Origin of the sequence: Myroides sp. A21, from assembly GCF_000807225.1 — a bacterium.
GTDB lineage: Bacteria > Bacteroidota > Bacteroidia > Flavobacteriales > Flavobacteriaceae > Flavobacterium > Flavobacterium odoratimimum.
The window spans coordinates 1,234,870-1,260,206 of record NZ_CP010327.1 but is presented as its reverse complement, the minus strand read 5'-3'; the positions used below and the strand labels follow the sequence as shown (position 1 = coordinate 1,260,206).

The following is a 25,337-nucleotide window of genomic DNA, read 5'->3' as shown; positions in this document are numbered from 1 at the left end:
CCATCCATAAAAAAAGGCTGGTATGTTCCACGTGGAACATACCAGCCTTCTATATTTTTTCAAGCCTGCTAAACCTGCTTATCTACCCATATGGATTAACAAGATAGAGATATCTGTAGGCGTTACACCACTGATACGAGAAGCTTGAGATATCGTAATAGGCTTAATATTTTTAAGCTTCTCACGTGACTCAAACGATAGAGATACTATCTTATCATAATCGAAATTAGCAGGGATTCTTACATCCTCTAACCTATTAAGTTTATCAGCATTGTTCTTTTCTTTCTCTATATACCCTGAGTATTTCACTTGGATTTCAGCTTGCTCTATGATCTCCTGATCTAGATCATGCTCGTCTATATAAGTTTTTACCTTTTCGAATTTAAGGATATCTTCTAACTCGATTTGTGGACGAGAGAATACCTTAAACATCTTATCAGGTTGACTCATTAGAGACGATCCTTTCTCTTCTAAAATAGGATTAGCCTCCTCTGTTTTCACACTTGTTTCTTTAAAGAATTGAACGAAGTTTTCTGCTTCAGTCTGCTTATGTTCCATTCTTCTCATACGTTCTTCAGACGCTAAGCCTAGTTCATAAGACTTCGGTGTTAATCTAAAATCAGCATTATCTTGACGTAATAAAGTACGGTATTCCGCACGAGATGTAAACATTCTATAAGGCTCTTCTGTCCCCTTCGTGATCAAATCATCTATCAATACACCTATATATGCTTCATCTCTTCTAAGGATTAATTCTCCTTCTTCTCTTACTTTTAAAGCAGCATTCATACCAGCCATTAGCCCTTGTGCAGCTGCCTCTTCATAACCTGTAGTACCATTGATTTGCCCAGCGAAATATAGTCCTTCTACAAGCTTAGTTTCAAGCGTATGCTTTAACTGCGTAGGTGGAAAATAATCGTACTCGATAGCATACCCAGGTCTAAATATCTTAGCATTCTCAAACCCAGCTACCGAACGAAGAGCTTTAAACTGTACGTCTTCTGGTAGTGAAGTAGAGAATCCATTTACATAGATCTCACAAGTATTCCACCCCTCAGGTTCTACGAATATTTGGTGTCTATCTTTATCAGCAAAACGGTTAATCTTATCTTCTATAGATGGACAATAACGTGGTCCTATACTCTTAATTCTACCTGTAAACATCGGAGAACGATCAAATCCTTCTCTTAATAAATCGTGTACTTCAGGAGAAGTATACGTCATAAAACAGTCTCTTTGTTGAACTAATGGTTGTGTCACATCTAGGTAAGAAAACTTAGAAGGGTTAATATCTCCACCTTGTACTTCCATCTTACTATAGTCTAATGATCGACCATCTACCCTAGGAGGTGTACCTGTTTTCATTCTGCCAGAAGTAAAACCAGCTTTCACTAGGTCTTCTGTTATTCCATAAGCAGCCCCCTCTCCAGCTCTACCACCACCGAACTGTTTTTCTCCGATGTGGATAAGCCCATTTAAGAAGGTACCATTAGTTAAGATAACAGTCTTAGCCTTTATTTCTAACCCAAGATTAGTTACTACACCTTCAATCTTATGATTCTTAATAATCAAAGATTTCACCATATCTTGATAAAAATCAAGGTTAGGTGTTCCCTCTAACATAAGCCTCCAAGTCTCAGAGAAACGCATACGGTCAGACTGCACTCGAGGAGACCACATAGCAGGTCCTTTAGACTTATTAAGCATCTTAAACTGGATCGCAGTCTTATCAGATACAATACCAGAGTAACCTCCTAATGCATCTATCTCTCTTACGATTTGCCCTTTTGCGATACCTCCCATTGCAGGATTACAAGACATCTGAGCGATGTTCTGCAAACTCATTGTAATCAATAAAGTTTTAGAACCCATATTTGCAGCAGCAGCAGCAGCTTCTGAACCAGCGTGCCCACCACCTACTACTATTACATCATATTTATCAGCGAATATACTCATTGTTCCACGTGAAACATTTAAATTAAAATACTTGAAAAAACACTATTGTTCCACGTGGAACATAGTCATTTTCTCTTCTTCTTTACTACGCATTAAGCGTTCATCCTCAGGAGATTTATCCTTATAACCACAATAATGTAAGACACCATGAGACATAACTCTTAGTAACTCAACGTCAAAATCAACATTAAAGTCCTTAGCATTATCACGTACTCTCTCTATAGATAAAAAGATGTCACCTGAGACAATCTTTCCTTCACAATAATCAAAACTGATAATATCTGTCAAAGTATCATGATCTAAATACTTAACATTAATCTCATGTAAGTAAGCATCGTCACAAAATATATAACTGATATCCCCAGGGATCAATCCTTCTGAAGTCACTATCTCTTCAATCCAATCTTCGTATTTAGTCTCATCAACTAATTGAAAATCAGTTTCATAGTTAAAAAATATCATTCTTTTTCTCTATTAAAAAATAATTGTTGCAAAGGTACACGGAAAAATAAAAAATAGACTTAAAAAGCCCTTAAAATATCAATTTTACAAACTAAAAACACAGATAGTTAATCCTTTAGGCTTTAATGCCTAAAAATAGACTTAAAAAGCCTTCTCCATTCTAAAACAACCCGCTTAGCTTTTGATATTTAATACTAACACTTCAATAAAATAATATATCGAAATTATACAGCGTTGTTTTCTTGTAAAAAAAGATCTGTATAAAATATACAGACTTATCAAGTTCCAAAGTTACGCAAATAGAAAACGAAACACCTACTTAGATCTATAACAATTAGAAAAAATATCTAGTGATACAAAAACAACACACTACCACTACTCTATTTTTTTTCACTTGAAACAAAAAACAAAATATGACAATCTCAACGCTTCACTTTTTTTATCCAAGGTCAAAATAAAAAAGAAGAACAATGAGGAAACTAAAATAATAAAAAAGCTCAAAATCTCTCCTTTCCATATTTTCGATAAAACGTACCAATCGTCAGAAAAAAAAATATACGCGATTCTCAGCGCGTTGAAAAAATGTACCAAAAACAACGAAATTTAATTCTCTTAAAAAATATACTCCCCACAAACTCATATTTTGAAGAAAAATAATCTCAAGCTCAAATATCAAAATCTAGAAGCATTTTTATTAACTAGCAAAAACAAAAAAATACTACTTGACAAATTTTTCTCAACCAATGAGAAAAAATGAGTAAAGTCTAAAATCAATCCAATGAAAAAAGAAAAATATAAAAACCTTCAAAAATGTTCCACGAGGAACAATTAGCATTTCATCAATAAAGACTCAAGGAGAAAAAAACACAAAATCAAAAAAGACTAAGATTTTCTCTTTTAAAGAAAAATATAAATATCACCTGGATCAATAAATCGGATTACATCACCAGAGATTTTAAACAATATGAAAACAACCTACCTCTTAAATTTCTCAGTCAAAAAATATGATCCTGCTAATAAAAAATAGAGAAATAAAATTCTAAAATAATCCCTCTAATCGAACCTAAAAATCACAGCAAAAAAATAGGCAAGAAACAGTCTTAAAAACGATACAAAAAACACTAAAAAATCAGAGCCAAATTTTACTAAAAACAACCTCTCATAATTTAGATATTTTACCTCACTTCCACTGTCAGAAAATATACGCAAAATACAAGGCGATGTTTCGGAATGTTCCTCGTGGAACATTTCTACTTTTCAAAAAAACCAACCGTCTATATTTTTCATATAGCGACCTACTACCCTATCAAAAATTTATAAGCAAACCTCAGAGGCTTCGAAAATTTTAACCGTCATCCTTCTAAAGTCTCCTTTAAAAAACAACGCCTTATAATTTCAATATTTCACACTCAACAATACATAACACCAAATATGAAAAACAAAAACACTTATCAACGTTATTAACAACTATAATATATAGAAATAGATTTTTTAAAATTTTAAAATAAACTAATAGTATAGTATTGTCTGTTAATATGTACAATAACTTTTCTCTATAAATTCTATAAAATCAATTATTAATACTTATCAACAGGTTGTTAATTCCCAAATCATTTAAAACAAATAGTTTAGATTGGTTATTAACAAGAGACTTTTTCGTTATCAACAGTTATTTTTAGATAAATGAGGGTGTGTAAAACTGTTCACAACCTATACTTTTGATCTTAATATCCACACAATATGTTTTAGAAAATAAATTTGCAAATATGTGTGCATGAGCTGTATTGTAATTTTTTTGAAATAAACAAAAAATACTTTTTTCAAACTTTTTACAGTTATCAACACAAATTGTTAGTTCTTACTTTGTTTAATATCAGTGTTATACTGTTTCTTATTAACAATGGGGTGTATGAAGATAAATCGCTGTATTATAATACATTAGGAAATATAGTAAACTTAGTTACTATCTGAGTTTTAGCACCTTTTATACCCCTAATTGAGGATGTAAACAGAGTTTCGATTGTATTTTTGAGTTCAAAATTAAGTGTCCCGAGGTTATTATTTGGGTTAGTTGGTTAGTGGAATTTGGGGTAAGATTGGAGAGATTACGTACTCATTTTTGAGGTATGGACAGGAGTTTTTTTAGCCATGACGGGGGGTAGAATGAAGTGTCTTTTTAAGATTTTTGTATTGTTTTTACCTCTTATTTCTTTATCGAATAGATAATTTTTTTATTGAAATATGCTCTCTATTTTGAGTTTTAAGCAAGCTTTTATAGCTGTATTTTTTGCTCTTTTTTTAGAGATTTCGGTACTGTATTTTGATCTAGTTTTTGATGTGTTTTTTGAGAGTAAAAAACGCATTTTTTTGACCTTAAAATAAGGTATTATTTTGCCTATTTAGGATTAAGAATATTCTTGATTTTTTAAATTCTAGTAGATGAAAATGTAGTGTATTTAGTTAGTAGATTGTTCGGGTAGAGATTTAGTACGATTCGGTAAAACACCTCCTATCCCAAGTAAATACTGGGTACTACCGAACACTATCCGAACAAAATAAAAAAGATAATGTGTATATTATTATGTTTTAGTTAGTTATAACTATTTATATACTTCATTTAGAGTCATTTTGACCAATTAGCGCTATTCACTCCATTAGAGGGCATTTTGATCAAATATGATTATAATAATGATTCTAGTGTACCTATATATAGGCACAAAAAAATAGCCACTCTGTACAGAGCGGCTATTTTTTATCTATTATTTTAAACGTTTTTGCTTTCCTTTTCCATTTTGATAAGGTGTGCCATATTGCGTATTACACTGTTGTGTTTCTTAACGAAAGGGTTTTGATCATCCCATACATACCCTGCTAGTACAGAGCATATCTTCCTTTTTACATCTGGATTTTCGGGTTGGTGGAAGAATAGTTCTTGTAGATTACCCGTATACCATTCTTGAATATAGGTTGTGAATACATCTATACCTTTATTCATGTGGTCGCTATATTCAGCTTGCCAATCTACTTTTTCTCCTTTGATTTGTCTTATAGCTAGTTTGGCTGCTAACATACCAGATTCTGTTGCAAAACACACTCCTGAAGAGAATACAGGATCTAAGAATTCTGTACTATTACCAGTCAATACATAGCCATCATCAAACATTTTTTGTACACTGATAGAATAGTTGGCTAATTTAATTGGATCGAATTCGAATGGTAAATCACCAAAGCGTTTTATATAGAAATCAGATAATGTGATTGCTTTTTCTAGTGCTTCTTTAGTCGAATTGTTATTCGATAATGATTCTATGAAGTCTGTAGGGCCTACGATACCTACACTAGTATTACCATTTGAGAATGGAATTACCCATAGCCACACTTTTGTTTCTAGAATGTCAAAAGAGATTTGTGTACCCTCTACTCCTTCCGGTCTCCTCACATCTCTGATATGGCTAAATATTGCAGAATGTGGGCTCAGTTTCGAAGCCGCATCTAACTTGAGTAAACGTGGTAATACACGACCATAACCACTAGCATCAATTAAGAATTTGGCATGTATTTGTTTTTCTTGTTTGTTTTTGTCAATCACTGTAGTGATAGAGTCTGTGCCTTTAAATTCTATATGGGTTACTTCAGATTCGAATTCAAGATCAACCCCTTTTTTAATCATTTCGTTAGCAATAGCCAAGTCAAAATCAGCACGAGGGATTTGCCAAGTCCAGTCCCATCCTTCTGAAAACTTATCGCTAAAGTCAAAAATACAAATCTCCTTACCACGTATAAAACGAGCACCAGGTTTTTTTTGGAACCCCATACTGTCTAGAGAAGGGAATAGATCTGCTTCTGCGAAGTGATCCATCACTCTGGGGATAAGGCTCTCTCCTACAACTATTCGAGGAAACTTAGTTTTCTCTACTACTTTCACACTAATACCCATCTTGTGAAGGTAACTTGCAGCTACACTACCAGATGGTCCAGCACCGATAACTAGAACATCTACATTTTCAATTAACATTTTATATTGTTATTTTGTTAATAGTATTAAATTTGCCTTAAAATTATGACTATCAAAGTTATTGACAATATTCAATTCTTGAAAGCATTTAATTAAAAAATATTAATAGACTTATAATGAATATCTTAAAAGACTTCTTAACCTTAGAAAATTTTATAACTATACTAAATGATAAAAATGAAATAGTTTTATCTAAAGAGTTAGTAACACGTGTAGAGAATAGTTTCTCGTTTTTACTTGATTATTCAAAGAATAAAGTAATCTATGGCGTGAATACTGGTTTTGGCCCTATGGCTCAATATAGAATACAAGAGGAGGAATGTATTCAGCTACAGTATAATTTAATAAGAAGTCATGCTTCAGGTATCGGAACACCATTATCAGTAGCACAAGTTAGAGCGGCTATATTAGCTCGTTTGAATACATTGTCATTAGGATATTCAGGAGTTAACCTGACTGTTATTACCTTGATGAAGGAGTTATTAGATCGTCATATTACACCATTGATTTTCGCTCATGGTAGCGTAGGTGCTAGTGGAGATTTGGTACAGTTGGCGCATTTAGCATTAGTATTAATTGGAGAAGGGGAAGTATTCTATAAAGGAGAGAGAAGAGATACAAAAGAAGTCTTTGAACTAGAAGGACTACAACCAATAGAGATACGCATTAGAGAAGGGATATCACTTATGAATGGTACTTCTGTTATGACTGGTATAGGTATTCTGAATTGGCAAAATGCAAATAGATTATTAGATTGGTCTATTAAGATGTCTTGTGCTATTAATGAGCTTGTAAGTGCGTATGATGACCACTATTCTGTAGAACTTAACCAAGCTAAAAAGCACAAAGGTCAACAGTATATCGCAAAGGCAATGCGAGATACATTAGTGAGTAGTAAAATGGCGCGAAAAAGAGCCGAACATTTATATACTGGAGAGAATCAAGAAAGTATCTTCAAGGATAAAGTACAAGAGTACTACTCTATCCGATGTGTACCACAGATCTTAGGTCCTGTGTATGATACCATACAAGAGGTAAAAAAAGTATTAGAGAACGAGATAAACTCTGCTAATGATAATCCTATCGTAGATATGGAGACTAAACAAGTATATCACGGAGGAAACTTCCACGGAGATTATGTCTCGTTAGAGATGGATAAACTAAAGTTAGTGATGACGAGATTGACAATGTTATCAGAGAGACAACTTAACTATCTTTTGAATGCTAAGATTAATGAGCTGTTACCACCATTCGTAAACCTGGGTAAACTTGGGTTTAACTTCGGGATGCAGGGAGTACAGTTTACTGCTACTTCTACTACAGCAGAGTGTCAGACATTATCTACCTCTATGTATGTACACAGTATTCCTAATAATAATGATAATCAGGATATCGTAAGTATGGGGACTAATGCAGCTGTATTATGTGATAAGGTGATAGAAAATAGCTTCGAAGTATTATCTATTCAAATGATTACTTTGGCTCAAGCAATAGATGCATTGAATTGTAAAGATAACTTATCTTTACCAACACAAGAGTGGTATAAAGAAGTACGTAACATCATCCCAACATTTGCTGAGGATGTAGTAATGTATCCATATCTACAAAAAGTGAAAGATTATTTAAAACAATAATATCTGTCTATGAATAGGTTTATTTTGACATGCTGTATATCACTACTTACTATATGTAGTTTTAGTCAAGGATTAGCCTTGTTTAAGGAGAAGGGGAAGATAGGTTTTCTTAATGAAAAGGGAGTACATGTTATCCCACCAAGGTTTAAAGAAGCTAGAAGCTTTAATGAAGGACTTGCTGCTGTTTTTGAAAAAAATAAATGGGGGTTTATTAATGAAAAAGGGGAATGGGTTATATCGCCTTCTTATGATAAGGTAAAAGACTTTAATTATGGAATAGCGATGGTGTTGAATGACAAAGATTGGTTTTATATCGATAAGAAGAATCAACCATTTAAAACGTTAGGAAAGACTTATAACTTTAAAGGTGGAGTAGCGTTTTATAAACCAGGAGAAAAAGTAGGGTTAATTAATCAGGAAGGAGTAGTCATAGTACCGCCTACTTATGAGAAAATAATGTATTTAAATGATGAATATTTTAAAGCATTATCTCAAGGTAAATGGGGTATAATCGATGCAAAAGGTAATATTATAGTATCGTGTATGTATGATGCTGTTGGTGAATATCACAATGGGATAACTTGGGTAAAAGAAAATGAGATATTTTATTTGTGGAACAATGAACAGAAGATAGAATTACCTGAAGTAACTAAGATTATTTCGATAGAGAATATGGATTATATCATTGCTAAAAAAGAAAAGTTAGTAGGTATGATAAATAGTCTCGGACATGAGGTTATCCCATTTATGTATGAAAACATGGGGGAATTATCTGAAGGATTAATCTCTGCTAGAGTAAATGGTGAATGGGGCTATGTTAATACTAAAAATGAGGTAGTAATACCATTTAAGTATGATTATGTATTAGCTTTTGGAACAGAAGGATTAGCTGCTGCTCGCTACAATAAAAAGTGGGGCTTTATAGATAAAGAGGGTAAAGAGTTAATCCCTTTTAAATATGAGATAAATGCTAGAAACTATGTTTATCGAAAGAGAGGTAGTGGATTTATTAATGGACTAGCTCGTGTAAAATATAAGGGTAAATGGGGCTATATCAATACCCAAGGAGAGTTGTTAGGCAATAAATGGTATGACAACTTAGAATTATTTAGTAAATAAAAGTTATTAAAAGTATGAAAACTGCTATAGTTACAGGTGGATCAAGAGGAATAGGTAGAGCAATATGTTTGCGTCTAGCAGCAGATAAAAAGTATCATATATTAATTAATTATCAGTCTAATGAAGAAAAGGCATTAGAGACCTTAGCTGAAGTAAATAAATTAGGATCAACAGGAGAGATTATTAAGTTTGATGTTAGTAATCATGAGAATGTAGTTAGTGTATTAACACAATGGGTAGAGGCTAATCCTGCAGCTGTAATAGAAGTTATTGTTAATAATGCGGGGATTACTAGTGATGGTCTATTTATGTGGATGCCTTTAGAAGATTGGAATAAAGTACTGCAAACAAGTTTAAATGGATTCTATAATGTAACGCAATTCTTTATGCAAAAGATGTTGCGCAATAGATATGGCCGTGTAATTAATATTGTATCTGTATCAGGTGTAAAAGGTACAGCAGGACAGACAAACTACTCTGCTGCTAAGGCTGGTGTGATAGGAGCTACTAAAGCATTAGCACAAGAGGTAGCAAAGAGAAATATAACTGTGAATGCTGTGGCACCTGGGTTTATAGAGTCTGATATGACTGCTGAATTAGATCAAAAGGAATTAGTGAAGATGATTCCTGCTAATCGCTTCGGAAAAGCAGAGGAAGTAGCTGATTTAGTAGGTTTTTTAGCTTCTGATAAGGCAGGTTATATCACAGGAGAAGTGATTAATATTAATGGAGGTATATATTCTTAGTATATGGATAATAGAGTAGTAATTACAGGTATGGGAATTTACTCTTGTCTAGGATTAAACTTAGATGAAGTAAAGCAATCATTGTATACAGGTAAGTCAGGTATTATTTATGATCAGGAGCGTCATAATAAGGGATTTAGATCTGCCTATACAGGTATGGTGCCTCGTCCAGATCTTAAGAATGAATTGAGTAGGAGACAGCGTATTTCTATTGGAGAAGAGACAGAGTATGCTTATGTAGCTACAGTGGAAGCACTGAAGAATGCAGGTATTACAGATGCGTATTTAGAGCAGAATGAGGTAGGTATTCTTTATGGAAATGACAGTGTATCTAGGGCTGTTATAGAAGCAACAGATATTTTTAGAGAGAAGAAAGATACTGCCTTAATAGGTTCTGGCGCTATATTCAAATCTATGAATTCTACAGTGACAATGAATCTATCAACTATCTTTAAACTAAAAGGTATTAACATGACTATTAGTGCAGCATGTGCTAGTGGATCACATGCTATTGGTTTAGGATACTTAATGATCAAAGGAGGGCTACAAGACATCGTTATATGTGGAGGTGCACAGGAGATTAACCCTTATGCTATGGCTAGTTTTGATGGATTAGGAGTGTTTGCAGAAGAAGGAGTAGCACCAGATAAGGCTTCTAGACCATTTGATAGTAGTCGTAATGGTTTGGTACCTAGTGGTGGTGGTGCGACAGTAATTTTAGAAAGTTATGAATCAGCTATGAAGCGAGGAGCTACTATTCTAGGAGAGGTTATGGGATATAGCTTTTCTTCTAATGGAGGTCATATTTCTACACCTAACGTAGAAGGACCAGCTACAGCTATGCATAGAGCTATAGTACAATCAGGAGTTGCTATAGATGAAATAGGATATGTGAATGCACATGCTACTTCTACTCCACTAGGAGATGCTAATGAGGCTAAAGCAATCCATGAAGTATTTAAAGGATATTCTCCTGCTGTGAGTTCTACAAAGTCTCTTACAGGACATGAATGTTGGATGGCAGGTGCTTCAGAAATTGTGTATTCTACGTTAATGATGAATAACGATTTTATTGCTCCTAACCTGAATTTTAAAAATCCAGATGAAGACTCGAGTAGATTAAATATAATTAACCAAACTTTAGATAAAAAATTTGATATATATTTGTCTAATTCTTTTGGATTTGGTGGAACAAATTCAGCATTAGTAGTTAAAAAAATATAAAGTAAGAAATGAATCACGAAGAGATTTTAGAAAAGATTAATCAAATTTTAATAGAAGAATTTGAAGTAGATGAGGATGTTATTGCAAATGATAATAACTTGAAAGAAAGTCTTGATTTAGATAGTTTAGATTACGTAGACTTAGTTGTGTTAATAGAGTCAAATTTTGGGGTAAAGTTAGTAGAAGCTGATTTTGCAAATATTGTAACATTTCAAGATTTTTATACACTTATAGAAACAAAAGTTGCAGCTAAGTAATTAAAATGACACAATGGCAAGGTAAATCTAAAGGGACACTTTTAGGATATAGAATATTTGTTTTTTGTATAAAGAAGCTCGGTATTAGAACAGCTTATAGTGTTCTAGTATTTGTAGCTTTTTATTATTTAATAACAGCATGGAAGTCAAATAAGTCATTATACTATTATTTACATCATAGGCATAGATATTCAATAGTGAAATCTGTAATGATGATGTATATGAGTTATTTTAGATTTGGACAGGTACTTATTGATAAAACAGCTATCTCTTTAGGTTTACGCAACCGTTTTACTTACGAATTTGATGGCATAGAAATATTAAAGCAATTATTAGAAGAAAAAAAAGGGGCAATTCTGATTAGTGCTCATGTGGGGAATTTTGAGGTTGCAGAATATTTCTTTGCAGATATAGATTTTGAATGTCAAATAAATTTGGTAACAACGGATAGAGAGCACTCATTTATCAAAGAGTATTTTGAGAGTATATCTATTAAGACAAACCTTAATTTTATTATTGTCAAAGATGATATGTCTCACATTTTTGAGATTAATAATTGTTTGTCTAATAACGAGATTATTTGTTTTACTGGAGATAGATATTTTCCAGGGACAAAGGTCTTGACAGAGGAATTCTTAGGTGAACAAGCTGTATTTCCAGCTGGTCCATTTAGTATAGCTTCTCGTATGAAGGTACCTGTTGCGTATGTATATGTGATGAAGGAAGCTAATTTACACTACCATTTGTACACTAGACGTGCAGAGGTAAAACATAGAGATGCGCAGCATCTATTAAAATCATATTGTGACAGTGTTACTCAGATTGTAAAGAAGTATCCATTACAGTGGTTTAATTACTATGATTTTTGGGATACAGATAGTAAGAAATAATGAAAAAAAAAGTACTTGTTTTATATTATTCTCAGTCAGGACAGCTTAAGCGTGTCTTAGACAGACTTACTGAGCCTATTCAGTTAGATGATAATGTAGAAATTACGTATTGTAAAATACAGTTAGAACAAGACTTTTTATTTCCTTGGAACAAAGAAGATTTCTTTAATGTTTTTCCAGAATCTTTTAGACAGATAGCACAACCTGTAATTGCTCCTGTTGATGAAATATTAAACACTAAGTATGATTTAATCATATTAGGGTATCAAGTGTGGTATCTCTCCCCATCTATTCCGATTAATTCATTTTTAAAGAGTGAATATGCACAGCATATTTTTGCTAATACTCCTGTAGTGACAGTGAGTGGTAGCCGTAATATGTGGGTTATGGCACAAGAAAAGATGAAAAAACTATTGAAGGATGTCAATGGACAGTTGGTTGGTAATATAGCACTTGTAGATAGACATATTAATTTGGTAAGTGTTATTACGATTGTCGATTGGATGTTTAGTGGTAAGCAACGCAGAGTCTGGGGCTTTTTGCCTAAACCAGGTATATCAAATGAAGAGATAATGAATAGCAACCGTTTTGGAACGGTTATAAAAAATTATCTTTTTAAAGAAAATTATCAAGGTATGCAGACAGAGCTAGTAAATATAGGGGCTGTAGAAGTTAGGCATTTTTTAGTATCTATGGATAAGAAAGCCAATAGAATATTTAAGGTATGGTCAGCGTTAATCTATAAGAGTAAAAATAGAAAGACATTATTAAAGATATTTAATTATTATTTATTTATCGCGATATGGTTGATTTCACCTATCGTGCATATGATTCACCTCTTGTTATATCCATTGAAATATTGGAAGATAAAAAAGGACGAAAAGTATTTTCAAGGAATAGATTAGTTACTATTATGAATAAAGTATATATAACAAAAAGTGCAAAGTTTTTGCCTAATGAAGCTGTTGATAATGATCAGATGGAAGCCAAATTAGGTAAGATAGACAATAAAGAATCAAAAGCGAGACGTATTGTATTGCGTAACAATGGAATTGAACAACGTTATTATGCTATTGATAGTAATGGCTATGTAACACATAACAATAGTGATTTGACATTTGAATCAATAAAAGGATTATGTGATAATCAATTTACCTTAAGGGATATTGAGGTATTGTCATGTGGTACTTCTACACCTGATCATTTGTTGCCTTCTCATGCAGCTATGGTACATGGTCTAATGAAAACAAAATCAGTAGAACTAAACTCTGCTTCTGGGGTGTGTTGTTCTGGGATGAGTGCATTGAAATTTGGTTATATGTCAGTGAAGTCTGGTAATTCTAAGAATGCTGTTTGTACAGGATCTGAACGTGTGTCTTCATGGATGAAAGCAGACCGCTTTGAAGCTGAGATAGACAATCTAAAGGAACTGGAACAGACTCCTATTATCGCATTTAAAAAAGACTTTTTGCGCTGGATGTTATCTGATGGAGCGGCAGCTTTATTATTAGAGGATAAGCCTAGAGATACTACTTCTCTAGAAGTATTGTGGATGGATGCTTACTCATACGCTTATGAATTAGAAGCGTGTATGTATGCTGGAGGAGATAAACAAGAAGATGGTTCTATCAAACCTTGGAGTGATTATTCTTCTAGTGAATGGTTGACTGAATCTGTATTCTCTTTAAAACAAGATGTGAAGATACTAAATGACAATATATTGGAAAGAGGTGTGGATAGTATGAAACGTGCAATGGAAAAATATGATGTCAAAACAGGCGAAATAGACTATTTTTTGCCACATGTGTCATCACATTATTTTGTAGATAATTTATATACTAAATTTGTTGAAGCAGGTATAGAAATAACAAAAGACAAATGGTTTATGAACCTTAAGCGTGTTGGTAACGTTGGGTCAGCTTCGATTTATCTAATGTTAGAAGAACTGATGAATTCAGGTAAATTAAAATCAGGTGATCGCATTATGTTGTCCGTTCCAGAGAGTGGAAGATTCTCTTATGCATATGCTTATCTAAAAGTGGTATAGATGGATAAATTAGTAGATATAATAGATCGCAACTTAGTCAAACAGTTGATACCTCAACGTGAACCAATAGTTATGGTAGATGCTTTGTATGAATATACTGAGACTAGTATAACTGCTGGACTAACAATAGATGAACATAATCTGTGTGTAAATAGCGATGTGCTGAGAGAGGTAGGAATAATTGAACATATGGCTCAGTCTGTAGCACTGCATACAGGGTATCAGTTTCATTTGCGTAATGAGCCTGCACCAGTTGGCTATATTGGGTCTATCAAGAAGATAGATATACATAACTTACCTAAAGTAGGTGATACAATATATACAAAGGTTGATATTCTACAAGAATTTATGGGAGTGACCTTAGTAGAATTAGTTACGTATTGTGAAGGAGTAGTAATTGCTTCAGGTTCGATGAAGACTGTATTAGCTAAAGAAGAATAGATGGGACGTTCTACTCGATCTGTAAGTATTCAAAATTATCTACCTCATCGCGAACCGATGCTTATGGTAGATATCATTAGTGAAATAGGGAGTAAAACGGTAAGTACTACTTTTTTAATAAAGGAAGATAACTTATTCGTCACTAAAGGAGAACTCCAAGAGGTAGCACTAATAGAGAATGCAGCTCAGACTTGCGCTGCTATAGTTGGTCAGTCATTTTTCTTTGATGAGAATGATAATGAAAGAGAGAACGTCAGTGTACTAGGCTTTATTAGTTCGATAAAAAAAGTGAAGATAGATAAACTACCTAAGGTCGGAGAAATGATTATTACTAAGGGATCTTTGGTTTCTAAAATAGATGGAGGAGATACTGTCATCTGTGTGATGCAGGTTAGTACTTTATTAGGAGAGGATGAGATTATGAGTGCTGAACTCAATCTATTTCTACAAAAACAATAGCTTATGAAAGAGTCTGATGTACCACAAGACAAGAGTAGTCTAAAAGAAAATGATATTAAGGAGCTGTGCTATGCTGTGAATGATGATGGAGAATATGTGACAGCATTAAGCTCAGGTTGGGAAACTAAAACAATAGTACAAGAAGCTACCCTGTCTCAAATAGAAGAAAGAGTGAATGAAGCGAGACATCAAGTGATAGATGGTGTTTACAGTCCTATTGTGTACTACATGGAAGTGAATAGAATGGATATGCAAACATTATGTGCTTATGTATCAATGTGGAAGTGGAGAGTCAAAAGACATTTTAAACCAACTGTGTTTAATAAATTAAGCAATACGATATTACAGAGATATGCAGATGCTTTTGGTATCACAGTAGCTGAATTAAAAGCATTTAAGGGAAAGGAATAAGTTATGACTGTAGATTTTATACATCATCAATCAGCACACTGTGAAAACGGTGTTGCTTCAAATTTGTTAACTAATCAAGGGATAAAGATTAGCGAACCAATGGCTTTTGGTTTAGGTTCTGGTCTGTTTTATGTGTATTTACCTTTTATCAAAGTAAATCATGCACCTGCAATTAGTTATCGCCCTTTACCAGGGCTAATCTTTAATCGTTTGGCAAAGCGATTAGGGCTAAAGGTAAAGCGTATTAAGTTTTCTAATAAAGCTAAGGCACAACAAGTCTTAGAACAAAAGATAACAGAAGGGATTCCATGTGGATTACAAGTAGGTGTATATCACTTACCTTATTTTCCTGATGAATATAGATTCCATTTTAATGCACATAACTTAGTTGTTTATGGCAAAGAGGATGAAAGGTTCTTAGTAAGTGACCCTGTGATGGAAAGTACGACAGTGTTAACTCCACAAGAGTTAGAGCGTGTACGTTTTGCACAAGGGGCTTTTGCTCCTAAAGGACAAATCTATTATCCTATAGAAATACCTCAATCCATAGATTGGGAAAAAGCAATCAAAAAAGCGATCAGAAAGACTTGTACAGATATGCTTGCTCCTGTACCTATTGTTGGTGTAAAGGGAATGCGTATGGTAGCAAGAGCTATTGTGAAGTGGCCTAAGAAGGTCGGTGGAGCTAAAGCAAATCATTACTTAGCGCAAATGGTGCGTATGCAAGAAGAAATTGGTACTGGAGGAGGAGGTTTTAGATTTATCTATGCTGCCTTTTTACAAGAAGCAGGGAACAAAATAAGCAATACTAGATTAATAGAATTGTCTCAAGAGATGACTGCTATCGGTGATAGTTGGCGTGACTTTGCAGTTAATGCTGCTCGGGTATACAAGAAGAGAAAGAATGGAGATGATGTATATATCGCGCTATCTAAAGAACTATTAAGTTTAGCAGATAGAGAAGAACAATTCTTTAAAAAATTGAAAAAAGCAATATAATGCAACAGAAGATAATAGATATCGAATGCCTCTATAAGAAATATGAAGGGAGTGAGTTCTTTTCTGTAAAGGACTTGACACTTTGTATTGATAAAGGAACATTCTTTGGTTTCTTAGGGCCTAATGGTGCTGGGAAGACCACATTGATATCTATGTTATGTGGTTTGATTAAACCTACATCAGGTAAGTTACTAGTTAATGAATTGTCATATCGTACACATGCTAGTATTATCAAACAACAGATAGGTGTAGTCCCTCAGGAGTATGCCTTATACCCTACCCTCACTGCTTACGAGAACTTGTGTTTCTTGGGGAGTATGTACGGACTTAAAGGGAAGGCACTCAAAGAAAGAATTAATTACTACTTTGATTATTTAGGACTAGAAGCTTTTAAACACAAAAGAGTTGATACATTCTCTGGTGGAATGAAGCGACGTGTTAATCTAATAGCAGGAATATTGCATAAACCGAGTATCTTGTTTTTGGATGAACCAACAGTAGGTGTAGACTTACAATCAAGACTCGTTATTGTTGACTTCTTAAAGCAATTGCACCAAGGAGGAACGACAATATTATATACTTCACATCACCTGGCTGAGGTAGAAGAATTGTGTACAGAGATTGCTATTATTGACAAGGGAACTATCTATGCACTAGGTACCAGTGAAGAATTAAAAGAACAAACCAATACAGAGACTTTAGAGCAAGCTTTTTTATCTCTAACAGGAACGAATTTAAGAGATGATGTATAAACTGTGGATGACCATACGCAAGGAATTCTTGTTGTTGATTCGCGACTTTGGTGGATTGGCAATACTCTTTGTGATGCCTGTATTTTTAGTAATTACAGTTACCTTAATTCAGAATAACACCTATGAGAACATCACTAACCAAAAGATGGAAATTCTATTGGTTGATAATGATAAAGGCGAGATATCTAATAAGCTAATCACTGAAGTAAAACAGTCTGGTACATTTGAGTTTATTAGTGAGATGAACAATAGCCCTTTGACAGAACAAGGAGCAAGAGAAGCTGTACTTAAAGGGCAATATCAGTTGGCTATCGTAATTCCTGAGCATCTAAGTAGTAGTTTAACAGAACGCATAGATAGTAATGTTAATCGTGTAGTCGCACACTTTATGGATGGAGATTCGCTTAGTACGCAAGAGACATTCACACCGAAGGAAGTTAAATTATACTTTGACCCTGCTCTACAGACTTCTTTTAAGGAAGGGATTAAAGGAGCAATAGATAAGATAGTTGCTACGATAGAGAATAAGACGATATACAGTGCTTTTGCAACTCAGTTGAGCGAGAGTTCAGAACCACAAGAATTATTCGCTCAGGAGAGCTTAATTAGCTTCAAAGAGATAGCGCCTAAAGATGAGGAGTTTAATAAAATCCCAAATGCAGTACAACACAATGTACCTGCATGGAGTCTATTTGCTATTTTCTTTATCATCGTACCCTTAGCGATGAATATTGTCAAAGAAAAAAATCAAGGAACAAATATTAGATTATATACAATGCCTACCTCGTCTATGATTACTTTAGGGGGGAAGGTATTTACTTATTTAACGATATGTTTATTGCAGTTTTACCTCATCATTTTAGTAGGAAAGTATCTCTTCCCAATGATAGGTTTAGCTTCATTTGAGTTTAGTAATACTCTATTTGGACTTACTATTGTTACACTGTTTTCAGGATTAGCTGCAGTGTCCCTAGGTGTATTGTTAGGGACAATAGCTAAGACACAAGAGCAGTCCTCTCCTTTTGGAGCTACGTTTGTAGTTATACTTGCAGCAGTGAGTGGTGTATGGGTACCTACATTTGCGATGCCAAGTTTTATGCAGTATATCGCTAGTGCCTCACCTATGAATTGGGCATTAGAAGGGTACTATACTATCCTACTAAGGGATGGAGGCTTATGGCAAGCACGCTATATGATTATTTTGCTACTTTTGTTCTCATTATTAATACTTTTAATTGCTCTGTTTTATGATAAGAAAAAAAGATCTTTATAACGAAGTATCTCCGTTAGTGGAGATAACAGAAGTAAGGGTTCGTTTTAATGAGACGGATGCTTTAGGTATTGTGTGGCATGGAAACTATCTAACCTATTTTGAGGATGGTCGAGAAGCATTCGGTCGCAAGTATAAGATATCGTACTTAGACGCTATTGATAATGGGTATGTGACACCTATTGTATCTTCATCTTGTTCACATAAGCTAACAGTAAAGTATGGGGATGTATTGCGTATAGAAACGAGTTATATCAATACACAGGCGGCTAAGATTATATTCAGATTTAAGATATTTAATCAGAAGGATGAAATAGTCTGTACAGGCGAAACCGTACAGGTATTTTTAGATAAAGAAGGGAACTTGTCTTTGCAGTTGCCTGCTTTTTATGAGGAGTGGAAAAGAACAGTAGGTTTGTTGTAATATGAAGAAAGTATATATCACATCTACTTCTTGTCTGAGTAGTGTAGGTGCTGATAAGCAACTAACATGGCAAGGAATACAAGAAGGTCGATCAGGAATAAAGAAAGTCAAACAACTTGGCTTTATAGAGGATATCTATGCAGGTCAGATAGAGGATACTAGTATAGAAGTACAGTGGAGTAAGCTGAATATATCAGGTGTATATACACGCTTAGAGAAGATGCTTATCCTTGCACTTAAGCCTATTATAGACAAAAAAAAACCTTCTGTTAAGTCACAGCTGATTCTAGCTACGACTAAAGGTAATATTAGCGACCTAGCTCATACAGGTGCTACAGGTGCAGATATCAATGTGATGATACAGCGCATAGCAGATTTGTTTGGATTTAGTACACTACCTATTGTCGTTTGTAATGCTTGTGTATCGGGTATCTTGGCAGTGTCAGTCGGTAAGAGAATGATACAGATGGGAGAATGCGACGATGCTTATATTCTAGCAGGGGATGAATTAACGCCATTTGTAGTATCTGGCTTCAATAGTTTTCAGGCGATGAGTGATGAGCCATGTAGACCTTTTGATGTTACTCGAAAAGGAGTTACACTAGGTGAAGCTACAGCAGCGATACATTTATCATCAGAGCACAAGGAGCACACAGTAGCATTCGAAGTGATAGGAGAAGCTTCTATAGCAGATGCAAACCATATATCAGGCCCTTCACGTACAGGAGAAGGACTGTATCTAAGTATACAAGGAGCATTGCGAGAAGCGGGTATTACAGCTGAGCAAGTTGATTTAGTATCTGCTCATGGTACAGCGACTAACTATAACGATGAGATGGAGTCTATCGCTTTTGATAGATGTGCTTTGGCTACTACACCTATTCATAGTCTGAAAGGGTATTTTGGACATACACTAGGAGCTGCAGGACTGTTAGAACTTGTGATGGTGATAGAAAGTATGCTGCACAATCAATTGGTTGTCTCTAGAGGTTATGAAGTATCAGGTGTATCTAGAGTCTTGAATATGATTACGACGAAGAGTACATTACCTTTAAATATTGCCTTGAAGACAGCGTCTGGTTTTGGGGGGTCTAATACTGCTTTATTAATTGCTAAACGAAATTAAATATGACTGAACAATATAAATATAGCATCAGCAAATGGTGTACTGTATCAGACGAAGTAGTTAGCCTTAATGATAAAGTCGTATTTACTGGAGATAAAGGTGACTTTGCTGCCTTTGTTAAGGCATATTATAAAGCAAATGAAATAGATTATTCGAAGTTTTTCAAAATGGATCCGATGAGTAAGCTAGCGTTTATTGGAGCAGAATGTTTATTGATGGATGAGGTATTTGAAAAACCGACCCATGATATTGCACTGTTGTTTAGCAATGCTAGTTCTAGTCTAGATACAGACTTGAAACACAGTGAGACGATAGTGGACAGAGATAACTTCTATCCTAGCCCTGCCGTATTTGTCTATACATTGGCTAATATATGTTTGGCAGAGGTTAGTATAAGACATAAACTACAGTCAGAGAACACGTTTTTTATTTCGCCTCGTTTCGATATTGATTTGATGTATGCACAAGCATCGTATTTACTAGAGACTAATAGAGCGAAGAAGGTTGTCTGTGCTTGGGTAGAGTATTTAGAAGGAACGTATCAGTTCTTTGGGTATGTCGTAGAACCTCAACAACAAGGAAAAATAGAACACACAAAAGAGAATATTAAAGAAATACATAAGATATAATGGAAGATTTAAAGATTGAATTAAAAGGAAAAATCATTGAAGTATTAAACTTAGAAGATATTGCAGTGGAAGATATCCAAGATAACGATCCACTATTCGGCGATGGTCTAGGATTAGACTCTATTGATGCTTTAGAGTTAATTGTATTAATGGACAAAGATTACGGGATTAAGTTAAGTGATCCAAAAGAAGGACGTAGTATCTTTCAGTCAGTTGAAACAATGGCAACTTATATTGCTGCTAACAGAACTAAATAATTTGCTATGCAGAAGCGTATCGTTATTACAGGTATGGGGATTATCTCTGCGATAGGTAATACTGTCGAAGAGAACTACAATGCCCTTATTTCAGGTCAATCTGGTATAGATGAACTGACTTTATTCGAGTCTATTCACCGTGGAGTAATTAAAGTAGGTGAAGTCAAAATGACTACTGAGGAGTTAATTACAGCACTAGGATTGAGCAGTGATAATAATTATACGCGTACAGCTTTACTAGGAGCATATGCAGCTAGAGAGGCTGTTACAAATGCAGGAATACAAGATATCAATGACCGTAAGACGGGATTGATATCTTCTACTTCTGTAGGTGGAATGGATTATACTGAGAAGTTCTTTTATGAGTTTGAGACTAGCGTAGAGAGCAGAAAGTATATTGATACACAGGGAGCTGGTGACTCTACAGAGAAGATAGCAGATTATTTAGGACTTCACGGATTAGTGACTACGATTAGTACTGCGTGTTCTTCTGCTGCGAATGCGATTATGCAAGGATCTAGATTGCTTAGAGTGGGTAAGTTAGACCGTGTTATCGTAGGAGGTACTGATGCATTGTCTAAGTTTACCGTTAATGGGTTTAATACCTTGATGATTCTTACAGATGGATATAATACGCCATTTGATCACAATCGCAAAGGATTAAATCTAGGAGAAGCTGCTGCTTATTTAGTACTAGAGCGTGAAGATATCGCTATAGCAGACGGTAGAACTATACTAGGTGTAGTAAGTGGATATGCTAATGCCAATGATGCATACCATCAGACAGCCTCATCAGAGAATGGTGAAGGTGCTTACTTAGCGATGCAAAAGGCATTAAAAATGGCTAATCTATCTCCTAATCAAATCGATTATGTCAATGCACATGGTACGGCTACTCCGAACAACGATTTATCAGAAGGAAGAGCGATGCAACGCATATTCGAAGATGCTATGCCTGTGTTTAGCTCTACAAAGCCCTATACAGGGCATACTCTTGCAGCAGCAGGAGCTATAGAATCGGTATATAGTATACTTGCAATGACACATGGTGTAGTATTTCCGAACCAAAACTTCGTTACTCCAATGGAAGAACTTTCGATAAGACCACAGACTACTCTAATGCACAAAGAGATTAATACTGTATTATCAAATTCTTTTGGTTTTGGAGGTAATTGTTCGACTGTTATCTTCTCTAAAATCTAAGCTATGAAAGTGTATGTAAATGGACTAGGGTCTGTCTCTTGTCAAGAGGGATCTAGAAACTTTAAAGCTACATCTTTAACACAGGTGTCTCAGGGTATTAATCTAGCGAAACAACCTTCTTATAGAGATCTTATCCCTGCTGGGATGATTAGACGTATGGCTAAGGGGGTGAAGATGGGGATATTCGCTTCACATACCGCATTAGAAGAGGCTAATATAACGATACCTGACGCTGTGATTACTGGCACAGGATTAGGGTGTCTGATAGACTCTGAGAAGTTTTTATCTACGATGTTAGAGAACAACGAGAGTTACCTTACTCCTACTTCGTTTATTCAATCTACCCATAATACAGTAGGTGGGCAGATAGCTCTACAGCTACAGTGTATGGGATATAACTTTACTTATGTACATCAAAATACTTCTTTTGAGTCTGCTCTTTTGGACGGTATTTTACAGATACAGTCAGGTGAGTTAAACAATGCTTTAATCGGAGGTGTAGATGAGATAGGAGATATTACGATGAGATTTCTTCAATTGGCGAAGAAGATAAATACACCAGAAGAGATATTCTCTAAAGGGGTTAACTATGGGGAGGGAGCTACTTTCTTAGTATTAGATAAGCAGCAGTCTGAGCAGTCTTATGCGGAGATTGTCGACACAGATATTTGCAACAGAATAGATTCAGTACAAGACTTTATCGAAAGCTTCTTGTCTCGAAATAACTTAACTACTGAGCAGATTGACGTTTTAGTACTGGGTAGTAATCTGACTTCGAACGATGGAGATTATTACTTACATGCGCAAACTACGTGTGCAAATAGTGCCGTAGAGACGTTCAAAGAGTTTAGTGGAGAGTATCATACTGCTTCGGCATTTGGTCTTTTAAATGCCTGCGAAATGCTTAAATACCAACAACTATTTAGCACAGGTGAGTCCAAGTCGGTAACGTATGTTTTAGTGTATAATCAGTTTGACGGAAAAGACCACAGTTTAACTTTACTTAGAAAATGCTGAGATTTAAACGTATCAACTTCTTTGGAATCTTGTATTCAACAGTAGTTGTTATTCTTATTTTTACAGATTCAGTTCGCAGTTGGTGGTTTATCTTAGGTGGAGTGCTTTGGATAGGCTTACTTGCTTGGGGTGCATTTGATATGAGATTAAACGTGTTTACAAAGGCTGTATCTCATCAAAAACAGGAGAAGCGCAAGCGTATAGCCCTTACCTTTGATGATGGTCCTACCCTATTCACTCCTAAAGTACTTGAATTATTGGCACAGTATAAGGCAAAAGCAACTTTCTTTTGCATTGGCAATCAAGTAGCACAGCATCCTGACATTCTTCTACAGGTGTTAGCACAAGGTCATCTTATTGGCAACCATACCCAGACACACACTACACGTATGGGGTTTCTCTCAGCAGATGAGGTTTATCAAGAGATAATAACAGCAGAACAGACGATAGTAGATACCACCGGTATTAGACCGAGGTGGTACAGACCTCCTTTTGGGGTGACTAATCCTAATATCGCTAAAGCCTTGGCTAGAACAACTTATAAGATAGCAGGATGGAATATTCGGTCTTTAGATACTGTTATTGAAACAGAACAACGTATTTTTGAACGTATAAAACACAAGATTAGACCTGGAGCTATTATCTTACTACACGATACGACAGATAAGAGTGTGCAGGCGCTAGAGCTACTGCTTATCGAACTGACTAAACAGGGATATGAGATGGTCACTCTAGACCAATTATTAAATGATTAAACGTATGAAAAAGGTATTAAGTACATTGTTTTTACTGGTGATGACAACAGTCTCATTGGCACAAGAAAAAGCAATGAGTCAAGCTGAGATTGCTTCATTTAAGAAAGAGGTTGTCTCTAAAACCAAAGAAATAACAAGTTTATCTACAGACTTTACGCAGTATAAGCATATGAGCTTTATGTCAAAAGATATCGAGTCAAAAGGTGAAATGCTACTACAAGTGCCTAATAAGCTACTGTGGAAATACAGTACGCCGTTTGAGTACAGCATTGCCTTTAAAGACAATAAAATAAGTATCAATGATCAAGGCAAGAAAAACAAGGTAGATATAGGAAATAATAAGAAGTTCGCTAAGATCAATAACCTTATTGTAGGCAGTATCAGTGGGAATATGTTTGATGAAAAGGAGTTTAAAATTTCTTATTTCAGAGATAATAAACGCAGTATAGCGAAGCTTATCCCTCTAAGTAAAGATATATCTCAGTATATCTCACAAATCGTTTTATACTTCGATGAAGGGCAGAGTACTGTATCTGAAGTGAAGTTAGTGGAGCCTTCGGATGACTACACACGCATCGTATTTAAGAATAAGAAAACGAATATCAAACTAAATGATTCGAGTTTTACTAATTAGTCTGTGTAGCCTTTTAGCGGTATCGTGTAAGAGTATTAAGCTCGATGGTATTTATACAGATAGCTTTATTACTCAGGAGAGTGTTATCGAGAATAACTATTTTGCTACCCTAGGTGAAGAACACATCTTTAGGGCAAATATGACAGTGTTTAAACACGAACTAAGTGGGCTCTTAGTGGTTAAGCGCATGGATGAGAATCAGCACAGAGTGGTTATGACTTCTGATTTTGGAAACACATTATTTGATTTTTCTATTTATTCGGATAAATATGCTGTTAATTATGTGATGAGTGATATAAATAAGAAGCTAATATTAAATATCTTAGCTAAAGATTTTCAGTTGTTTACTGCTGTTCAGTTACCTGTGAAGAAACTTAGTCTAAGAGAAGACGATACAGTCTTCTTAGGAAGGTATAATAAGTTAGAGACTGTCGTGTTTTGGGACAATGCCTTAGGCAGAGTTTCTCGCCTAGTCTATGGTACACCGAAGAAAGCTAAAGTATCATATAATTATGTACAATCAGAGAATGATAAGCCTATCTTATCGATAGAACATTACAATTTTCCGATGCGTATAATACTTACCCCTATGACTGATGAGTAAATAAGA

26 protein-coding genes are annotated in these 25,337 nt (G+C 34.8%); 23 read left to right on the top strand and 3 right to left on the bottom strand.

The window, feature by feature from the left end; translation table 11 throughout:
* Positions 1-78: 78 nt before the first annotated feature.
* The 3 genes from mnmG to MYRA21_RS05825 form a co-directional block, all read right to left on the bottom strand.
* On the bottom strand, positions 79-1,956 hold the full coding sequence (mnmG, locus tag MYRA21_RS05835; RefSeq protein ID WP_006257905.1) for a tRNA uridine-5-carboxymethylaminomethyl(34) synthesis enzyme MnmG: 1,878 nt from the start codon (positions 1,954-1,956) through the stop codon (positions 79-81).
* A 42-nt stretch (positions 1,957-1,998) separates the two neighbouring features.
* Positions 1,999-2,418, bottom strand: coding sequence for an rRNA maturation RNase YbeY (gene ybeY, locus MYRA21_RS05830; protein WP_006257906.1), 420 nt, complete (start codon positions 2,416-2,418; stop codon positions 1,999-2,001).
* Positions 2,419-5,182: 2,764 nt separating this feature from the next.
* Complete coding sequence (locus MYRA21_RS05825; protein WP_006257908.1) at positions 5,183-6,433, bottom strand: NAD(P)/FAD-dependent oxidoreductase; 1,251 nt, start codon at positions 6,431-6,433, stop codon at positions 5,183-5,185.
* Positions 6,434-6,549: 116 nt separating this feature from the next.
* Between MYRA21_RS05825 and hutH the strand changes: the two genes are divergently transcribed.
* Genes hutH through MYRA21_RS05710 form a run of 23 tightly spaced genes read left to right on the top strand, consistent with a single transcriptional unit; the run spans position 6,550 to position 25,331 of the window.
* A complete protein-coding gene (hutH, locus tag MYRA21_RS05820) occupies positions 6,550-8,067 on the top strand; it encodes a histidine ammonia-lyase (protein ID WP_006257909.1) in 1,518 nt (505 codons plus the stop codon).
* 9 nt (positions 8,068-8,076) lie between these two features.
* The gene (locus MYRA21_RS05815; protein WP_006257910.1) at positions 8,077-9,186 is read left to right on the top strand and encodes a WG repeat-containing protein; all 1,110 of its coding nucleotides are present in this window, start codon (positions 8,077-8,079) and stop codon (positions 9,184-9,186) included.
* A gap of 14 nt (positions 9,187-9,200) precedes the next feature.
* The gene (gene fabG, locus MYRA21_RS05810) at positions 9,201-9,932 is read left to right on the top strand and encodes a 3-oxoacyl-ACP reductase FabG (protein ID WP_006257911.1); all 732 of its coding nucleotides are present in this window, start codon (positions 9,201-9,203) and stop codon (positions 9,930-9,932) included.
* 3 nt (positions 9,933-9,935) lie between these two features.
* On the top strand, positions 9,936-11,156 hold the full coding sequence (locus MYRA21_RS05805; protein WP_006257912.1) for a beta-ketoacyl synthase: 1,221 nt from the start codon (positions 9,936-9,938) through the stop codon (positions 11,154-11,156).
* Between the two features lie 8 nt (positions 11,157-11,164).
* Positions 11,165-11,413, top strand: a complete 249-nt coding sequence (locus tag MYRA21_RS05800; RefSeq protein WP_006257913.1) for a phosphopantetheine-binding protein — start codon at positions 11,165-11,167, stop codon at positions 11,411-11,413.
* 5 nt (positions 11,414-11,418) lie between these two features.
* The gene (locus tag MYRA21_RS05795) at positions 11,419-12,303 is read left to right on the top strand and encodes a lipid A biosynthesis acyltransferase (protein ID WP_006257914.1); all 885 of its coding nucleotides are present in this window, start codon (positions 11,419-11,421) and stop codon (positions 12,301-12,303) included.
* Complete coding sequence (locus MYRA21_RS05790) at positions 12,303-13,208, top strand: flavodoxin (RefSeq protein WP_006257915.1); 906 nt, start codon at positions 12,303-12,305, stop codon at positions 13,206-13,208. The genes MYRA21_RS05795 and MYRA21_RS05790 overlap by 1 nt, the downstream gene beginning before the upstream one ends.
* A gap of 8 nt (positions 13,209-13,216) precedes the next feature.
* Positions 13,217-14,350, top strand: coding sequence for a beta-ketoacyl-ACP synthase III (locus MYRA21_RS05785; RefSeq protein WP_006257916.1), 1,134 nt, complete (start codon positions 13,217-13,219; stop codon positions 14,348-14,350).
* Positions 14,351-14,791: a hypothetical protein gene (locus MYRA21_RS05780; RefSeq protein ID WP_006257917.1), complete on the top strand. Its 441-nt coding sequence runs from the start codon at positions 14,351-14,353 to the stop codon at positions 14,789-14,791. It abuts the gene before it with no gap.
* The gene (locus tag MYRA21_RS05775) at positions 14,792-15,250 is read left to right on the top strand and encodes a hypothetical protein (protein ID WP_006257918.1); all 459 of its coding nucleotides are present in this window, start codon (positions 14,792-14,794) and stop codon (positions 15,248-15,250) included.
* A gap of 3 nt (positions 15,251-15,253) precedes the next feature.
* Positions 15,254-15,661: a hypothetical protein gene (locus tag MYRA21_RS05770; protein ID WP_006257919.1), complete on the top strand. Its 408-nt coding sequence runs from the start codon at positions 15,254-15,256 to the stop codon at positions 15,659-15,661.
* A 3-nt stretch (positions 15,662-15,664) separates the two neighbouring features.
* A complete protein-coding gene (locus tag MYRA21_RS05765; protein WP_006257920.1) occupies positions 15,665-16,660 on the top strand; it encodes a BtrH N-terminal domain-containing protein in 996 nt (331 codons plus the stop codon).
* Positions 16,660-17,412 (top strand): ABC transporter ATP-binding protein, encoded by a 753-nt coding sequence (locus MYRA21_RS05760; RefSeq protein ID WP_006257921.1) that lies wholly within the window; start codon positions 16,660-16,662, stop codon positions 17,410-17,412. Before MYRA21_RS05765 ends, MYRA21_RS05760 begins: the two co-directional genes overlap by 1 nt.
* Before the next feature lie 7 nt (positions 17,413-17,419).
* Positions 17,420-18,685 (top strand): ABC transporter permease, encoded by a 1,266-nt coding sequence (locus tag MYRA21_RS05755; RefSeq protein WP_016361600.1) that lies wholly within the window; start codon positions 17,420-17,422, stop codon positions 18,683-18,685.
* Positions 18,660-19,106, top strand: a complete 447-nt coding sequence (locus MYRA21_RS05750) for a thioesterase family protein (protein WP_006257923.1) — start codon at positions 18,660-18,662, stop codon at positions 19,104-19,106. Before MYRA21_RS05755 ends, MYRA21_RS05750 begins: the two co-directional genes overlap by 26 nt.
* Position 19,107: 1 nt before the next feature.
* Positions 19,108-20,232, top strand: coding sequence for a beta-ketoacyl synthase N-terminal-like domain-containing protein (locus tag MYRA21_RS05745; protein WP_006257924.1), 1,125 nt, complete (start codon positions 19,108-19,110; stop codon positions 20,230-20,232).
* Positions 20,233-20,234: 2 nt separating this feature from the next.
* Positions 20,235-20,861, top strand: coding sequence for a hypothetical protein (locus MYRA21_RS05740; protein WP_006257925.1), 627 nt, complete (start codon positions 20,235-20,237; stop codon positions 20,859-20,861).
* Positions 20,861-21,118: a phosphopantetheine-binding protein gene (locus MYRA21_RS05735; protein ID WP_006257926.1), complete on the top strand. Its 258-nt coding sequence runs from the start codon at positions 20,861-20,863 to the stop codon at positions 21,116-21,118. The genes MYRA21_RS05740 and MYRA21_RS05735 overlap by 1 nt, the downstream gene beginning before the upstream one ends.
* Positions 21,119-21,124: 6 nt before the next feature.
* Complete coding sequence (locus MYRA21_RS05730; RefSeq protein WP_006257927.1) at positions 21,125-22,321, top strand: beta-ketoacyl synthase; 1,197 nt, start codon at positions 21,125-21,127, stop codon at positions 22,319-22,321.
* Positions 22,322-22,324: 3 nt separating this feature from the next.
* Complete coding sequence (locus MYRA21_RS05725; RefSeq protein ID WP_006257928.1) at positions 22,325-23,338, top strand: beta-ketoacyl synthase N-terminal-like domain-containing protein; 1,014 nt, start codon at positions 22,325-22,327, stop codon at positions 23,336-23,338.
* A complete protein-coding gene (locus MYRA21_RS05720) occupies positions 23,332-24,093 on the top strand; it encodes a polysaccharide deacetylase family protein (RefSeq protein ID WP_006257929.1) in 762 nt (253 codons plus the stop codon). Before MYRA21_RS05725 ends, MYRA21_RS05720 begins: the two co-directional genes overlap by 7 nt.
* 4 nt (positions 24,094-24,097) lie before the next feature.
* On the top strand, positions 24,098-24,727 hold the full coding sequence (locus MYRA21_RS05715) for an outer membrane lipoprotein carrier protein LolA (RefSeq protein ID WP_006257930.1): 630 nt from the start codon (positions 24,098-24,100) through the stop codon (positions 24,725-24,727).
* Complete coding sequence (locus MYRA21_RS05710; RefSeq protein WP_006257931.1) at positions 24,705-25,331, top strand: hypothetical protein; 627 nt, start codon at positions 24,705-24,707, stop codon at positions 25,329-25,331. The genes MYRA21_RS05715 and MYRA21_RS05710 overlap by 23 nt, the downstream gene beginning before the upstream one ends.
* Positions 25,332-25,337: the final 6 nt, after the last annotated feature.